Consider the following 19,802-nt stretch of genomic DNA (forward strand, 5'->3'; position numbering starts at 1 on the left):
TGTCATCACGCTCCGGTGTATACAACATTCTCATTGCTTTTCTTCCATTATTGATCGCAACCGGCAGTCTGGCGTTTAGCTGAATGATTTCATCTCTCTTCTTTTCTTAAAACAACTACACTTAATCAGAATAAGGTATCAATTTCATATAATTATTCGATATCTACGCGTCAGCACATGTGTCACATTTCTGTGACTACGAGTAAGTTTTACTTATGTTGCTTGGTAGTAGGGTATTTATCGATTGTTTAATGATTCAATACTTAGTTTAATCGTATAAAGGTGTGCAGTATGCCGCACTAAATTAATAAGAAATTATCTAAAAAGGTTAATGGGAAACGTAAGCCATTAGCGGAGGTCAGATGAGTACGCACACGGTACCGCAGAGCGCGATTGTAAATGCTGTCAAAGGTGAAGTTTTGGTTTTGGGCCTGGATGGAAACGTTAAGGTCATAAAAGCGGGGGATGAGTTAAGACCTGGCGAGATTATTATCACAGAAAATAATGCTTCTCTCGACGTACAGATAAATAATGAGCTTTATCTGGTCGATGCAAATTGTGTTGCTTGTCTTCCTGTGCCTTCTTCTGAACCGTTAGAACCAGTATTGGTACAATCTCCAGTTAATGGCTTAGTGACTTTTGACCCAACGGCTATTGGAAGTGCTGACTTCGACGCCAACGATATTGCCGCTATCCAGCAAGCTATTTTAGACGGAGCTGACCCTACCGCTATCTTAGAAGCAACAGCTGCTGGCGCAGGTGCTGAAGGCTCGGCTAATGCTGGCTACGTGACGGTTGAATATAATAACCCGGAAGTACTCGCTTCTACTTTTTTTGAAACGTCTGCGACTCGCAGCGGAGAAGATGATCGCGACGAAGATGACGGTTTGAATGTCACGATTTTTGCTGATGGTGGGCAGTCACTGCAATCTAGCGTAACAGAAGGCTCAATTTCTCTATCTAGCTACCCGCAAACCATTTCTTCTAGTGTGCTGGTTGAAGCAGGGGATCTCGCACTTGATACTGCTTCATTTGTACCTGAAACGTCCTCATTAGAGTCTTTGTTAACCGAGTTAAATAGTGACATTACCTCTGGTGGTCAGCCAGTGGCGTTTGTTTACGACGAAGCGCAAAATGCCATTATCGGCACTCAAGGTGGTAACGAAGTGCTTCGTATCGAGATCGAAGCGACATCTTTAGGCCGTGATTTAGAGTTAGAGGTCGTTACCACGATTAGCCAGGGTATTGACCATGTGGCGTCCATCGCTGATGGCCAAGTATCGATCGTCGGTGATCAAATCAATATCGCTTTTGACATTACAGGCGCAGATATTGGTGGTAATAGCATTCAAGCGCCTATCGATTTTACGACAACCGTTATTGATGGCGATGATCCTGCGCCGCAGAACGTTACTTTTGAAAACGTTGAATCTTCTTCTACACCAATTACTGGCACTTTTGTTGATATTGGTAGTGATCAATTGGCAACGGTCACGTTTAATCAAGAAGGACTTAGTCAGTTCGATGGCCTACTGAGTGATAATCAGGCGACAGAAGCGGTACTCTCTGAAGACGGCAGTACTATCACCTTGTCCATTGCGGGCTCGAATGAGACCGTCTTAACCATCAGTTTGAATACTGATGGTACCTACCAATTTGAGCAATTTAAGCCGTTAGAACAAACAAACGGTGAAGATACGATTGAGCTCTCTTTGCCAACCACAATCGTCGATTTCGACCAAGATACGGCAAGCAACACCTTTACGATGACCATCCTCGATGGCGATAACCCAGTGATTGAGAACGTGACGGGCTTGTCTTTAGATGAGGCGGGGGTTGACCAAGGTTCACAGGCAGGCGCGGCAGTAACAAGTGGTACTGGGTCGATCACGACAGCGGTCGGAAGTGACATCATTGATCACTATGAGTTGGAACCTACAGAGTTCAATGTTGGTGGAGAACTCCAATCTCAAGGGCAGGTTGTTCAACTAGAACTAGCGTCCGAGAGTAACGGCGTACGTACTTACGAAGGCTTCATCGAGCTGGATGGTGTGCGTATTACCGTATTTGATGTGGCGATTGATGCACCTGCATTGGGCGAATACCAATTCAACTTGTATGAACAACTTGACCATACGGGTGCTAACGATGACTCGCTCACTTTCTCACTGCCAGTTTACGCGGTAGATGCGGATGGTGACCGCTCCTCTATTACCGAAGGTTCGAACACACCAGAAGCTGCGCAAATTGTCATTCAAGTTCAAGATGACGTTCCTTCGATTGATGGCGTTGATGCGCTAGCCGTCGATGAAGACGATTTATCAAGCATTGGCTCCGATCAAAGCGACTCTGTGTTCGCGCAAGGTAGCTTCACGACGACTCAGGGCTCAGACCGTGTTGTAAGTTATCAATTAGAGAGCGGCACTGATCCACTCAATGGGTTGGAATCGCAGGGGCGATCTATCTCTCTGACGGAAACAACCAATTCAGATGGCAGCTTTACCTATTCTGCAACGGCAGAAGGGGACGCTATCTTCACCTTACAAGTGAACCCTGACGGTTCTTATTCATTTACCCTTGAAGGTCCAATCGATCATGCTGTGGGTAGCGATAGCTTAACTCTAGACTTCACTATTGTCGCAACGGACTTTGACGGTGACACCAGTTCACTTGTTCTACCGGTAACCATTGCCGATGATGTGCCAACCATTAATGACGTTGTCGCTCTTACCGTCGATGAAGATGACTTAAGTTTGGTAGGCTCTGACCAATCACAGTCAACGCTGGTCGAAGGTCAGTTTACGACAACTCAAGGTTCTGATGGCGTCGTACAGTATCAGTTGGATGTAAACGCTGATTCTTTAAATGGCCTGCAATCTCAAGGTCAAACCGTTTCCATTGCCGAAACGCAAAATGCAGATGGCAGTTACACCTACAGCGCAACGGCAAATGGCAGTGCAGTTTTCACATTAATTTTGAATACCGACGGCTCGTACAGTTTTGAGCTGCAAGGTCCAATTGACCATGCGGCAAATAGCGACAGCTTAACCCTTGATTTTAGCGTTATTGCTACAGACTTCGATGGTGACACAAGCCAAATCGTATTGCCTGTTACCATCGTGGATGATAAGCCAACTATTACCGATGTTGATGCGATTACTGTTGATGAAGATGATTTAGGCACGATTGGTTCGGACCAGACTGACCCGATTTCTATTGATGGTAGCTTCACCACCACACAAGGCTCTGACCGAGTGGTAAGTTATCAGCTTGATGCTTCTGCAACACCAGTTGACGGCCTTACATCACAAGGCGTGGCAGTTACGCTGACTGAAACCGCAAACGCTGATGGCAGCTTTACTTACGAGGCGACAGCGGGTAGTGAAGCGGTCTTTACGCTGACGGTGAATACTGATGGTAGCTATAACTTCACGCTTGAAGGTCCAATCGACCACGCGGTAGATAGCGATGAGCTGACACTCAACTTCCCAATCATCGCAACAGACTTTGATGGCGACACCACAAATGCCACTATCCCAGTGACAATCGTGGACGATAAGCCTGTTATTACCGACGTCGACACCATTACGGTTGATGAAGATGATCTAGCGTCAATTGGCTCAGACCAAAGCAATCCAATTTCTATTGATGGTAACTTTACCACCACGCAAGGTTCAGACCGAGTGGTGAGCTACCAACTCGATGGCACATCAACACCAGTTGACGGTTTAACATCGCAAGGCGTGGCTGTCACACTGATAGAAACCGCAAATGGTGATGGTAGTTTCACTTATGAAGCGACTGCGGGTGGCAACCCAGTATTTACTCTGACAGTAGATACTGGTGGCTCTTACAACTTCACGCTAGAAGGGCCAATTGATCACGCGGTGGATAGTGATGAGCTGACACTCAACTTCCCAATTATCGCAACCGACTTCGATGGCGACACCGTTACTGAAACCATTCCAGTCACGATTGTTGATGATGTACCGACCATCACAGCGGTGGATGCGTTAAGTGTCGATGAAGATGACCTTAGCGGCGTGGGCTCAGACCAAACTGACGCTGTGTTCGTTGAAGGCGCGTTTACCACTATTCAAGGCTCTGACCGAGTGGTGAGCTATCAACTGGATTCAACGGCTGATCCTGTTGCGGGGCTAACGTCTCAAGGTGAGGCGATTACCTTGGTGGAAACCGCGAATGGCGACGGCAGCTTTACTTATGTTGCGACCGCAGATGGCAATCCTGTCTTCACGTTGAATGTCGCAGCAGATGGTACTTACGACTTTACGCTGCAAGGCCCGATTGACCATGCAGCTAACAGCGACAGCCTGACGATTGATTTCCCAATTATTGCCACCGATTTTGATGGTGATACGACTTCGGCGACCATTCCAGTCACGATTACGGATGATGCACCAATCATCGATAATGTTGTGCCTCTGGCTGTAGACGAAGATGATTTATCAGGCATTGGCTCAGACCAAAGCGACGCTGTGTTTGTTGAAGGCGCGTTTACGACCACCCAAGGTTCAGACCGTGTGGTGAGCTACCAACTTGATTCAACTTCTGATCCTGTCGCAGGTTTAACTTCTCAAGGTGAGCCTGTTACTTTGGTAGAGACTGCGAATGCCGATGGCAGCTTTACTTACGTGGCTACCGCGGATGGCAATCCGGTTTTCACCATGAACGTGAATGCAGACGGTACATACAGCTTCCGTCTAGAAGGTCCAATCGATCATGCGTTAAACAGCGATGAGCTAGTACTGAACTTCCCAATCATTGCAACAGACTTTGATGGCGATACGACGACCGCGACCATTCCAGTCACGATTACTGATGACGTTCCAACCATTAATAACGTTGTTCCACTGACAGTAGACGAAGATGATCTCGCAACAATTGGCTCAGACCAAAACGATGATGCGTTTATGTCGGGCTCTTTCAGCACAACTGAAGGCTCAGACAGCGTTGTTAAATACCAGCTTGATGCAACGGCAGATCCAGTATCAGGGTTAACCTCTCATGGTGAGCCTGTTGTGCTTGCAGAGACAGCAAATGGTGATGGCAGCTTTACTTACACTGCCACAGCAAATGGCAATGACGTATTTGAATTGGTGTTGAAGCCAGACGGCAGCTACACCTTTACTCTGCAGGGCCCACTAGACCATGCGGTAAATAGTGACAGCCTACAAATTGATTTCCCGATTATCGCAACAGATTTTGATGGCGATACCTCGACAGAAACATTGCCTGTCACCATTGTTGACGATAAACCAAGCATCACCGACGTAGACGCGATCCGTGTGGATGAAGATGACTTAGCAACAATTGGCTCTGACGGCGCAGATCCAATTTCAATCGACGGCAACTTCACTACAACGCAAGGCTCTGATGGGGTAGTAAGCTACCAATTAGATACTGCTGCAACGCCAGTTGATGGTCTAACATCGCAAGGTGTGGCAGTGACGCTGACTGAAACCGCAAACGGCGACGGTAGCTACACTTATGAAGCGACAGCAGGAACTGAAGCCGTATTTACGCTGACCGTTAATACGGATGGTTCATACAACTTCACGCTGCAAGGTCCTATCGACCATGCGACAGACAGTGATGAGCTGACACTGAACTTCCCAATCATCGCGACGGATTTTGATGGTGATACCACCACAGAAACGATCCCAGTCACCATCGTGGATGATAAGCCGACCATTACCGATGTCGATGCAATTACCGTTGATGAGGATGATTTAGGCACGATTGGCTCAGACCAGACTGACCCAATTTCAATCGATGGCAACTTCACCACCACACAAGGCTCTGACCGAGTAGTGAGTTATCAGCTTGACGCGTCTGCAACACCAGTTGACGGTTTAACGTCGCAAGGCGTGGCCGTCACGCTGACTGAAACCGCAAACGGTGATGGCAGCTTTACCTATCAAGCAACTGCAGGCACCGAGTCGGTCTTTACACTGACAGTGAACACTGATGGCTCTTATAACTTCACGCTTGAAGGCCCAATCGATCATGCTGTTGATAGTGATGAGCTGACACTCAACTTCCCAATCATCGCAACAGACTTTGATGGCGACACCACAAATGCCACTATCCCAGTGACAATCGTGGACGATAAGCCTGTTATTACCGACGTCGACACCATTACGGTTGATGAAGATGATCTAGCGTCAATTGGCTCAGACCAAAGCAATCCAATTTCTATTGATGGTAACTTTACCACCACGCAAGGTTCAGACCGAGTGGTGAGCTACCAACTCGATGGCACATCAACACCAGTTGACGGTTTAACATCGCAAGGCGTGGCTGTCACACTGATAGAAACCGCAAATGGTGATGGTAGTTTCACTTATGAAGCGACTGCGGGTGGCAACCCAGTATTTACTCTGACAGTAGATACTGGTGGCTCTTACAACTTCACGCTAGAAGGGCCAATTGATCACGCGGTGGATAGTGATGAGCTGACACTCAACTTCCCAATTATCGCAACCGACTTCGATGGCGACACCGTTACTGAAACCATTCCAGTCACGATTGTTGATGATGTACCGACCATCACAGCGGTGGATGCGTTAAGTGTCGATGAAGATGACCTTAGCGGCGTGGGCTCAGACCAAACTGACGCTGTGTTCGTTGAAGGCGCGTTTACCACTATTCAAGGCTCTGACCGAGTGGTGAGCTATCAACTGGATTCAACGGCTGATCCTGTTGCGGGGCTAACGTCTCAAGGTGAGGCGATTACCTTGGTGGAAACCGCGAATGGCGACGGCAGCTTTACTTATGTTGCGACCGCAGATGGCAATCCTGTCTTCACGTTGAATGTCGCAGCAGATGGTACTTACGACTTTACGCTGCAAGGCCCGATTGACCATGCAGCTAACAGCGACAGCCTGACGATTGATTTCCCAATTATTGCCACCGATTTTGATGGTGATACGACTTCGGCGACCATTCCAGTCACGATTACGGATGATGCACCAATCATCGATAATGTTGTGCCTCTGGCTGTAGACGAAGATGATTTATCAGGCATTGGCTCAGACCAAAGCGACGCTGTGTTTGTTGAAGGCGCGTTTACGACCACCCAAGGTTCAGACCGTGTGGTGAGCTACCAACTTGATTCAACTTCTGATCCTGTCGCAGGTTTAACTTCTCAAGGTGAGCCTGTTACTTTGGTAGAGACTGCGAATGCCGATGGCAGCTTTACTTACGTGGCTACCGCGGATGGCAATCCGGTTTTCACCATGAACGTGAATGCAGACGGTACATACAACTTCCGTCTGGAAGGTCCGGTTGATCATGCGTTAAACAGCGATGAATTAGTTCTTAACTTCCCAATCATTGCAACAGACTTTGATGGCGATACGACGACTGCGACCATTCCAGTCACGATTACTGATGACGTTCCAACCATCGATAACGTTGTCCCACTAACAGTAGACGAAGATGACCTTGCCTCAATAGGCTCAGACCAGAACGATGATGCGTTTATGTCGGGCTCTTTCACCACAACTGAAGGCTCGGACAGTGTTGTTAAATACCAGCTTGATGCAACAGCAGATCCAGTAGCAGGGTTGACCTCTCATGGTGAGCCTGTCGTGCTTACTGAAACTGCTAACGGCGACGGTAGTTTTACTTACACAGCCACAGCAGATGGCAATGCCGTATTTGAATTGGTTGTGAAGCCAGATGGCAGCTACACCTTTACTCTGCAAGGTCCACTAGACCATGCGGTGAACAGCGACAGCCTGCAAATCGACTTCCCGATTATCGCAACAGACTTTGATGGCGACACCTCATCGGAGACGTTACCTGTCACTATCGTTGATGATAAGCCAACCATCACTGACGTAGATGCCATCACGGTTGATGAAGATGACTTAACGACGATTGGCTCTGACGGCTCTGACCCAATTTCCATTGATGGCAACTTCACTACAACGCAAGGCTCTGATGGGGTAGTGAGTTACCAATTGGATGCTTCTGCAACGCCAGTTGATGGCCTAACATCGCAAGGTGTGGCAGTGACGCTGACTGAAACTGCAAACGGTGATGGTAGCTACACTTATGAAGCGACAGCAGGAACTGAAGCCGTATTTACGCTGACCATTAATACGGATGGTTCATACAACTTCACGCTGCAAGGTCCAATCGACCATGCGACGGGTAGTGATGAGCTGACGCTGAACTTCCCAATCATCGCGACGGATTTTGATGGTGATACCACCACAGAAATGATCCCAGTCACCATTGTGGATGATAAGCCGACCATTACCGATGTCGATGCGATTACCGTTGATGAAGATGACCTAGGCACGATTGGTTCAGATCAGACTGGCCCGATTTCAATCGATGGCAACTTCACTACCACACAAGGCTCGGACCGAGTAGTGAGCTATCAGCTTGACGCGTCTGCAACACCAGTGGCTGGCCTTACATCACAAGGCGTGGCAGTCACACTGACGGAAACCGCAAATGGTGATGGCAGCTTTACTTACGAGGCGACAGCGGGTACTGAAGCGGTCTTTACTCTGATAGTGAATACTGATGGTAGTTACAACTTCACGCTTGAAGGTCCAATCGACCACACAGTAGATAGTGATGAGTTGACACTGAACTTCCCAATCATCGCAACAGACTTTGATGGCGATACCTCTGCTGAGACAATTCCTGTCAAGATCGTTGATGACAAACCGACACTTGGTGGCATCGAAGCAACAAGTGTGCAAACGGTTGACGAGGACGATATCCCAACAGTCGGATCTGATGGTACGCAGTCGAACAGCATTGCAGGTAACTTCATCGCGACTGATGGCTCTGATGGCATTGTGGAGTACAGCGTTTCTGACCTGACGACGCCAGTACAAGGCCTGACCTCTGGTGGTCAATCTCTGGTTATGGTTGAAGTATCAAACGCAGGTGGCGTTTCAGTTTACGAAGCTCGTATTGATGGCACAACGACACCAGTATTCCGTGTGACTCTCGATGCTTCTGATGATAGCTACACGTTCGATTTGCTTGCTCCTCTCGATCATCCAAATGCTGATGGCCAAAATGAACTGGTCATCAATTTACCGATAAACGCGACTGACTTTGATGGAGACGTGTCGAACAACATCACCTTACCAATTACGGTTGTGGATGATGTTCCGACCATTGATGGTTTACTAGCAGGCAGCGAACAAACCGTTGATGAAGATGACCTACCAGCAGGTACGGATGCTGCAAGTGCAGAAGATACTGTTATTTCAGGTACTTTTGATATCACCGAAGGTGCTGACCAAGTTGCTTCTATTCAGCTGAGTGACCTGACCACGCCTGTTGCGTCACTGACTTCAGATGGTGAAGCTATCACCTTAGTTCTGTCTTCTAGCGCAAACGGCGTGAACGTATACCAAGGTGTTGCTGGCAATCCTGCTGAAGTGGTTTTCGAACTGACGCTGGATGCAACGAACAACTCCTATGAGTTCGATTTACAGAAGCCGCTTGATCATCCCGATGGTAATCAGCAAAACGAGATTGTTATTAACCTCCCTGTGACGGCGACAGATAATGATGGTGATACTTCACCAGCCTTCACATTGCCAATTACCGTTGTGGACGATGTTCCAGTTGTTACCAATATTGAAAGTCTACGTGTCGACGAAGATGACTTACCTCTTGGTTCTGATGGAACGAAAGAGCCATTAACGGTATCAGGTGAGTTCGAAGTCACTAGCGCAGATGGTATTGATGCTTTCGAATTGGATCTAAGCTCAAATCCTATCCCGAATCTGAAATCGGGTGGAGAAGAGGTAACACTTTCTCAAGACGTTGGCGCTTCAACTGCTGACGCGCTTGTTTACGTGGGACAAACACCGGGTGGAGTGACGGTCTTCACGTTGACACTTCATCAAGATGGTAAATACGACTTTGAGTTATCTGGTCAGTTAGATCACGCGGTTAACTCTGATGAAATTTTGTTGAATCTACCTGTGAAGATCACGGATGGCGACAACGATACCATCACTGCGACCTTGCCAGTGACGATCGTAGATGACAAACCAACCATTGATGCTATTAGCTCTGGTAGTACCTTGTCTGTGGATGAGGATGATATTCCAAGCCAAGGTTCGGACGACACGCCAGAACCCAATATCATTGGTGGTAACTTTGACGTTACGGATGGTGCCGACTCTATCGTTAGCTTCCAGTTGGATAGCTTAACGTCGCCTGTATCTGGACTTACCTCAGGTGGTCAACCGCTCGAGTTGGTTGAGTTTTCAAATTCAAACGGTGTGATTGAGTACCGAGCTTATGTACAAGGTACGACGGACACCGTCTTTAAACTGACGCTAAATGGTTCAGCAGACAGTTATGAATTTGAACTGTTGGGCGCACTTGATCATCCTACGGGTAACGATGAGAACTCGTTAGTCATCAACTTCCCAGTCAACGCGACCGATTTTGACGGTGATGTGTCCAATAACATCACCTTGCCGATCACCGTGGTGGACGATGTTCCAGCTATTGTGAAAGTGACAGACTCTAGCCAACAAACCGTTGATGAAGATGATCTTTCCGGTGGCTCTGACACGACAAGTAATGATTCTACGGTATTGAACGGCGGATTTGAGGTCGTTGCTGGTGCAGACAAGATTGTCAGCTACCAAGTTTCAGACCTCGATGCAGTCGTGTCTGGTTTAACGTCGAATGGCAGCAGCATCGAGTTGAATCTAGTAAGCACGAATGCTGGAGTAACCAGTTACGAAGCGGTTATTACTGGCACATCAACTAAGATCTTCACGCTGTCTCTTGATGCGAATAATGACAGCTACCAATTTGAGCTGTTGGGACCAATCGACCATGACGCTGTTCAAGGTGAAAACAACCTTGTCATTGATATTCCAATTACAGTAACAGACTTTGATGGTGACACGTCATCATCACTGAATCTTCCAATTACCGTAGTTGATGACATTCCCGAAATTAAATCAGCAGATGCTTTGGCTGTTGATGAGGATGACCTTGCCAACGGCTCTCAGGCAACCAACAAAGACAGCCTAGAAGCAACGGGCAATTTCGATACGGTGGAAGGGGCAGATACCGTTGTCTCTTATCAGCTGGATCTTACTTCTAACCCGATACCAGGAGTAACTTCAGGTGGTTTTGCGGTGACGTTAGTTCAAACCGCGGTAAGCAACAACAACTTTACTTATCAAGGTCAAACACCTGATGGTAACTCAGTGTTCACACTAGTTTTGAACGCTGACGGCTCTTACAAGTTTACGCTTGAGGGTGCGCTAGATCACTCAACTCAAGGCGAAGATACACTCATACTTGATCTCCCAGTCTTTGCGACCGATGTCGATGGTGATACGGCAGGTATTAACTTACCAGTGACGATTACCGATGATGTTCCAACCTTGCACGATGCATCTATTTCGCGTGTTGAGGGGCAAGGCAGCCGCACGGTTCGTTTATTCCGAGACCCTGTAGAGGGGGATGATGACCTTGGTGCTGACGGCGCACAAGTGACTTCATTCTCGGCTGATGATTCAGGCATTTACTTTAAGCAAAACGGTGTTGATTCTGATTCTGTCGATTTGAACGGCAGCGACCAAGTCGTATTTGTTCACAAGGTTCTTGACGGAGTGGATACTGAAATCGGTCGTTTGGTTGTTCGAACCGATGGCAGTGTGTCATTCCGTCCGAATGACGATCTTGACCATACCGAAACCGACTCGATTGATTTCACCATCAACGTTGTTGCAACCGATGGTGATGGCGATATCGCTGATGCCGATGTGGATATCTCGATAAGAGACCGCAATGCGCAAATTGACAAGTCTACCGTTACTGCGTTCGAAGACCAAGGGCGTGATGGTGTCGTTGTGGGCGTTGACTCTGCAAATACTCAGGACAACTTGTCGACGCTGGATGTTAGCCCTGCGAAAGTCGACTTGGTTATCAATTTACATGATATCGACCGTAACGAGAGCTTAGGTGACATCACTATTCGAGATGCTGATACTCACAACGGTACGTTCTACTACAGAGACGGCAGTGGCAACTACATTGAATTAACATCTGTGGGCAATACGGTTGTTCTCGACGCATCAAATGTTGAGCAGTCATTCAATGGTGAGCTTGTCTCGTTAGATAACTTGTACTTCGTACCAGATCGACATACATCAACCGATGCTTCTGGTATCGATCCTCGTATCCGCGTGGAAATTCTTAACAATGGTACGCCAGATCATACGATTAATGGTCGTTTAGACATTGAAGTTGCTGCCGTTGCAGATATTGCAACGTGGACGGCAAACAGTGAATTTAACTACTCGGTTGATGAAGATGGAAACAATGTCGCACTTAACATCACGGCTGAAACCCAAGACACTAGTAACCCTGAAGGCATTGTGTACGAGCTTGTCTTTACACAAGGAGAAGGTAACGCAGAGTTAGTCTATTCAGATGGTAGTGCGATACCAAAATCCGGTGGTGTTTATCTGGTGGATGCAAGCCGAATTGATGAAGTTCAAGTTGATCCGATAGATAACTTCTCGGGCGAAATCAGAATTGATGTCACCGCTATTACGACGGAAAACAACAATCCACTGCTTGGGAAAGATACCGCTCGCTCAGAAACCGAAACCATCATTATTGATGTAAACCCAGTTGCGGATAAAGGTAGTTTTACTGTAAACCGAATTAATGTGTTTGAGGATAACGCTCGAACTCAAAATACGGTAGACCCTGTCACTGATCACGACCCACTCCAATTAAGTGAAGTGATCACCATGAAACCATCAGCGGACTTAGATGGTTCTGAAGCGTTATTTGTGCGCATTTCTAACTTCTCAATTGATGGGGTTACTTTGGTGTGGCTGGACTCAGCAAACCCAAGTCAGATAGTAGAAGTGACCGATTCAGGCGGCAATGTACTTTATTACGAAGTGCCAGAGTCTGAATTAGCGAACGTCGAAGTTCTTCCTCCGTTGCACAGCAATGATGACTTTACTTTCAATGTCGAAGGCATTGTGAAAGACACAGCATCATTGTCTACCGGTACGACAGAAGATGTGTTGTCACTGGGCAGTAAGACCGTCATCGTTGGTGTAAAAGGTGTTGCTGACATACCAGACACGGTATTAATTGACGCGGGGAACGTTTGGAACCGATTCGTAGACGGAGATGTGGCCGGGATAGAGACGACTATTGAAGAGAATGGTGTTGTAAACCTCAACTTCTCGGTTGTATCAGGTGAAGTTGCCGATAGACCACAGGATGATTCAGAAGCCATTACTGTTATCCTGTCCAACATCCCCGACGGTGTTCGTGTCGTAGATTCAGACGGTTCAAGCGTTGACCTCACCTTTGTTGGCTATGATGGTAACGGTCAACCGATTTACGAAGCAAACATCACTGGGCTGAATTTTAATTCCGGTATTCAAATTATTCCGGAAGCCTCTTCAACTGAAAATATTGCGATTACAGGGACGATCATTGTTACCGAGAATGATGGTCATAGTCGTGTGATTGAAAGAGAGGTAAGGATCAAGGTCGAACCCGTTATTGACGCTCAAGATAACTACGTTGTTCGATCGGAGGGAGATGAAGATACGCGCTTTGACATCGATTGGAAACCGACGCTCGTACAAAGCCCTGATACCGATGAATTCTTTAGTGATGTAACCATCTCTGGATTTCCTCCAGGCAGCACGGTCTATGTAGATGGTGTGGCACAAACGCTTGTTTCTGGAACACTAACGCTTTCGCCGCAAGCCGGTGAATCAGAGCAAGATTTTTCCGCTAGAATCTCTCAAAGTGGCTATGTTCAAGTCCAGTTGGAGCAGGATTCAAGTACTGACTTTGACTTGACCACGACCGTCACTGTGAAAGAGATTGACCATGAATATGTTGACGCTTCGAATCCCGGTGAAGGTATCGCTGAGAAAACCATCAATGGTACGGTGAATGTCCAAGTTAATCCAATCGTTGAGCCAGAGGATAAGACGGGGGCAATAGATGACCAAACCCGTCTGCTTGTCACTGAAAGTGGTGGTGGTGCTACCGATATCGTGAAGTCAGACGATCAAGGTAACATTGACTTTACGATCAACACTTCTTTGGGGGGCGAATCTGGTGCTCATATCATTAAATATCAAGAGTTTGATGCGTCTTCAGATGAAGTGGTGACTCAACTTGTTGTTCAATTTCACAATGTGGACCCTGAGATCCTCAACCAATTGGTTATCGTCGGTGCACTAAATGAAGGTGGGGGTCGTTGGACAGTAACCAATGAAGATAACTTCTCAATTAAAGCGCCGTCTGGTCTTGATTTAACACCAAACGATGACAGCGACGATGGCGATAACGGCGGTCTCTCTCAAATTGGCTTAACCATTTACGCAGAAGTGAATGATTTGGGCGAAGATTTGGGCAACGAAAAAGATGCGACGGTCATGCGCCAAACGGATGTGACACTTGAATTTCCTACCGTTCTCACACCGCAAATGAGTGTAGCGGCAGAGATTCAGGTGGCTGATGATGTCCAAATTCAAGCGTTGGAAGATAATTCTATCAACCTTGGTGCTCAGTTAACGTCGAAAGTTGATGCGATTAATGCAGATGGCGTGGAGGATGTCTTGACTATTATCGTCGATCCTTCAGCTCCTGGCATTCCTCCTGGTTTGGTGATTACGGGGACGGATATCGACTTTGTCAATGGCAAATACGTGTTCCAAGCCCATATCGATGCGAGTGGAAATATTACTGGCCTTGATGGTTTGACGATGCACTTGGCAGAAGATTACGCAGGTGATTTCGATTTACCAATTCGGTTCGTCACTAAAGACACTGAGTCCGGTGATGAAAAAGAAAATAATGTTCAGTTTCCAGTTCAGGTTTTACCGGTTGCAGACGTTCCGAGTTCAGCCGGGGATCAGCCGTTGGATAGCGATGTCACACCAAATGTAAGAGTAGATATCGTCGGTACTTTCGGCTTGGATGCAAACAAACAACCTGTGACTGATCTAAATAACGACGTTCCCACGGCGGATGGTGTTGGTTACGAAGATGGCTTAATCCAACTTAACTTGAGTGTTGATTTTGCCGATCAATTTAACAACACTCAAGGTGGTCGAGAAACACTAACGAACATCAAGTTAGAGCTTGATGACACAACATTAGGTGAGTTTGTTGATGCCAATGGTAACAGCTTAGGAACCAGTATTGAGTTTAATGAAGCTGAGATTTTAGCTGGTGCGCTTGACAATGTTCTGTTTAAGCCAAAAGAAAATTACCCCGTAGGTGGTGGCCAAAATACCGTCAAGATTAATATCGAGGGAGAAATTACTGATGAAGCTGTGTTTGATCAGTCTATCTTGAATAACTCTGGCGATAATATAGATGTAAGAACCTTCACTGACGATGTCACATTTGAAGTTACGCCAGTCGTTGATGACATTACCATTACAGGTGCCGATCCGACGCAGCCAATCACGGTGATTGGCGACGAAGATACTTTAATTTCGCTTAATCAATCAGGGTCTGGTGTTTCGATCAGCCTGAACGATAATGACGGTTCTGAGAGTTTCGTTTCACTCAAGTTAACGGGGCTTCCTGATGACTTTATCGTTAAATCCAATTCCTCTGATTATGTTGTTAAGAACAACGGTGGGGGCGAATGGAGTATTCAACTAAAAGATCTCACTCAGACGTCCATTGACCTGAGTGACATCCAAATTAAACCGCCAAAACACTTTAGTGGCGAGGCTGAGATAGGTATTACGGTCTTCATTCAAGAGGAGTTGCTACAAGTTCCAACGGAACGAAACAACAACTTTACGCTTATTGTCAATCCTATTGGTGATGATGTTGATGTGAATCCCGATACTTCGGCTGCAGGTAATGAGGGCGAAGACATTGTTATTAATGTAAATGCGTTAGTGGTTGATAACAAAGAGTCCATCGGAGATGGTGCAAACTACCAGGAAAATGATCCAGAGACGCTGAGAGTTGAGGTCTCCAATGTCCCTGATGGGGCGAGTGTTTCATTACCTGATGGGACCGTGTTTACTGACCAAGGCGGCGGCATTTTTGTCTTAGAAATCAATGCTCAAGACTTGGATCAAGTGGTGTTTAATTCTGGGGATCGCAACGATAACTCATGGGATGGTTCGCTGCATTTCAAAGTGCAAGCCGTTGATACTGGGCTCGATGGCAGTCAAAGCTTGGGCTCCGCAGAGGAGTTTGATGTCACTGTTGATGTTGAAGCAGTGAACGATCGTCCAGAGTTCGTCAACACCGTGGATGTGGAAACACCAGAAGATACGCCATTGCTGCTTGATGGTTTCAGCATTACCGATATTGATGCCGTACTCGATGATCCGAATGCTGAATACGTACTCAATGTGAACGTCGACAGCGGTATCTTGGAGCTTAATCCAACGCTCATCACTACTTACAACCTAACCGTGAGCGGTGATGGTACGGACTCCGTTGAACTGAAAGGCACAGTGGCCGATCTAAACAATGCCATTGCAGACGGTCTGATTGAGTTTAATCCAGACCTGAACTTCTTTGGTGACGTTCAGGTGGACGTGACAGTCGATGACCAAGGTAATGAAGGTATCGTAATTGGTGGGGTAGATGACACCCTAAATACCAACAGCAGCAGCTTCAATATTGAAGTGACAGCGGTGAATGATACCCCAGAAACTACGCCAGTGACGCTACCGGATATTGAAGAAGATAGTGGTGTGTTCTCCATCTCTGAAGCGGATCTTATTGCGAATGCGACAGACGTAGAGAACGATAACCTCACGGTCAGCAATGTTCAGTTAACGGATCCGAATTCGGGCAGCATTACTTTCAACAGTGGCACGGGAGAGTGGGAATTTACCCCAGCACCAGATTACAACGGTCCAGTTGAAATCACGTACACCATTACAGATGATGGCACGACAAATGGTGCATCCGATCCTAAATCGGTTAACGGCAGCGCATCGTTCAACGTAACGGAAGTCAATGATGCTCCAACGACGTCTGAAGTGACACTTTCTGATATCGCAGAAGACAGTACGGCGGTTGATATTACCCAAGCTGATTTGTTGGCGAATGCGTCTGATATTGAAAACGACACCTTGATGGTGAGTAATGTCCAGTTGGTTGACCCAAGCAGCGGCACATTGGATTTCGACAACGTAACAGGTACATGGTCATTTACTCCTGCGCCTGGCTACAACGGCAAGGTCGATCTGACCTACGACATTACCGACAACGGTACAACGAACGGTGTTTCTGATCCTCAAACGGTGTCAGGAACGGCGACCTTCGAAGTCACTGAGGTGAACGATGCACCGGTAACATCAGAGGTAACGTTGAGTAGTACGGAAGAAGATGGTGGTTCGGTAACTATTACGGCTACTGAGTTGCTGAGCAACGCAAGTGATCCTGAGTCAGACAACTTGACCGTCGATAATGTTGTGTTAGTGGATCCAGCTTCCGGCACGCTGACTCAAGTGGGTGCGACAGAGTGGACGTTTGAACCCGCAGCAGATTTCTTTGGTGACGTTAATTTCACTTATGAAATCACAGATGACGGAACCACTAACGGCGCTCCAGACCCAATTACAATCTCGGGCACAGCAGTGTTGAATGTTGAAGCTACCAATGACGCACCTGAAATCACTGCAACGTCGGTAACGGATACGATCAATGAAGCTGATGGCCAGAAAGTAACGGGTATTAGTGTGAGTGACGTCGACTTTGCGGGCGCACAAGCAAATGAAAGCATGACCGTGACTCTTACAGTTACCGAGGGCGACCTTCGTGTCGAGCCGCCAGCAGGTAGTGGTGTGACTGTTGGGGCGGGGATGGCTGGTGAAATAACCCTAATGGGCACACCAGATAATATTAACTCTGTTCTTGGAGCAACAGACGCTTCTGAGGGTGTATTTGTGGATGCAGGAGATGTCAACGCAGCTTCAATCACTTTATCGGTGAAAGTCGAAGACAACGGCGTGTACTTCGAAAATGCGGGTACCGCATTGGAAGCGAATCAAGATTTCACTATCAATGTGACACCTGTAGCTGATGCACCTACATTGAGTATCAATCCTCAGTTTAATTACATTCGTCAAATTGCGGCTAGCCAAACCGCGAGCAGTCAAGGTTTAGCGATTGTCGGAATCATGGCGGCGCTTACTGATATTGACGAGGTGCTGTCTTTGGAGCTAACGGGCGTACCAGCTAGTGCTGAGGTAACAAGTGGCGTTTCTCCATCAGGCATTAGCTTCGATGGTACCACTTGGACAGTACCAAGCGATGAAATTGATACGCTAGAAATTGTCGCAACAGATACTAACAGTGGTATTGATGTCGGTTCTTACGATATTTCGCTTACGGCGATATCAACGGAATCTAATGGCGATGAAGCGCAGTCTTCACCTGTCCAAATTAGTTTGGATGTGAGTAGTGATAGCGACGATATTGACCAGTCAACCGAAGTGGACGACAGCTATTTAGTCGGCGGAGACACAGGTATCAACTTGATTGGTGGAGACGGTGACGACGTTATTCTGGGTGGTGATGGTGATGACGTGCTTATCGGTGGCTTAGGTTCAGATATCTTAACGGGTGGAGACGGCAGCGATATCTTCAAGTGGACGGTAGATTCTGTTGATGAAGGGGCAGTGGATACCATTACTGACTTCACTGTTAACGAAGACAGTATCGATTTACGTGAAGTTATCTCTGATCTCAATAACTCAATGATCGACATGGATGATCTGCTTGGTCACATTTCGGCAGACTACGATGCATCGACGGAAAGTGTTTCTCTGAACATTACGACGGATGCAAATGTTCAACAGACTATTGTCGTGGAAAACTTAGGTACTTCAATCGACTTCAACGGTCTCAGCTCCAACGAGATTGTAGAGTCATTGCTCAACAACGGTGTTATTGATAACGGATAAACCTGTATGCAACATAAAAATGGGCGGCTCTGATAAGCCGCCCATTTTTTTCGGGAAAGCTTGATTTTAAACAGGAGATATTTGAATCGAAATAGAAAGAAAGAGCGAAGCAAAGGGGTTATCTTGTTACGACGTTATAGTGATAGTTGGAAATTAAAATAGCGATAATTTGACGTTAAATCGCCTAAACGTGGATGTCTAGCAAGCTGCCAATGATTTCATTGTTTTTCTCTATGACAGACGCGCCAACTCGGTTATAACCAGCGGCTTGTGCTAGGTTGATGAGAGATTCAACTTTTTGAGAGGGAAGGCTAGGTGTTGAGGCTGTTATTGCGACATCCGCAACCGCAGCTAAATCGATGTTGTGATCAGAAAGCTCTTCTTTTACCTTACTTACATTATTGCTAATGCCATGTGCAGCTTTCTCGGTCATTTGTTGTGACATCTGAACGATGTGGTGTCCAGATTGAATTCCCGATACAGGCATATCACTACTCCCAACATTATGATAGTGAGAGCATAGGTGGAGTTTATAAAACGTTCAAGTGTTTTATATCAATGACTTGATTAGGCAAACAGTTTGGCAAGCATTTCTCTTTCTTCACCAGATAGAACCGGTTTTTGCGCTTTATTTAGTTTCACGCTGATCTCACCTTGTAATGACTTTAACTGACTTGCCGTTAAATCACTGAGCTTTTGTTTAAGTTCATTAAATTGTTGTGCGTTCATCTCAATACCTTCGTCGTGATTCGGTTTATCCGTCGTTGCCCGAAATTCTTCATCCTTTGGATACAACATATTTATTCAACCAAAATAGATTAG

Annotated in this window: 3 protein-coding genes; 1 reads left to right on the forward strand and 2 read right to left on the reverse strand. The window is 46.7% G+C overall.

Annotation, left to right across the window (positions count from 1 at the left end; genetic code table 11):
- Positions 1-362: 362 nt before the first annotated feature.
- Positions 363-18,980, forward strand: a complete 18,618-nt coding sequence (locus R7M72_RS01405) for a retention module-containing protein (protein WP_318055993.1) — start codon at positions 363-365, stop codon at positions 18,978-18,980.
- Positions 18,981-19,164: 184 nt separating this feature from the next.
- Here R7M72_RS01405 and R7M72_RS01410 read toward each other — a convergent pair whose 3' ends face one another.
- Together R7M72_RS01410 and R7M72_RS01415 are read right to left on the reverse strand one after the other, a co-directional pair.
- Positions 19,165-19,467, reverse strand: coding sequence for a hypothetical protein (locus tag R7M72_RS01410; protein ID WP_170893184.1), 303 nt, complete (start codon positions 19,465-19,467; stop codon positions 19,165-19,167).
- A gap of 80 nt (positions 19,468-19,547) precedes the next feature.
- On the reverse strand, positions 19,548-19,778 hold the full coding sequence (locus R7M72_RS01415; protein ID WP_005376575.1) for a hypothetical protein: 231 nt from the start codon (positions 19,776-19,778) through the stop codon (positions 19,548-19,550).
- Positions 19,779-19,802: the final 24 nt, after the last annotated feature.

The organism is Vibrio sp. YT-18 (genome assembly GCF_033337345.1).
Classification (GTDB): domain Bacteria; phylum Pseudomonadota; class Gammaproteobacteria; order Enterobacterales; family Vibrionaceae; genus Vibrio; species Vibrio alginolyticus.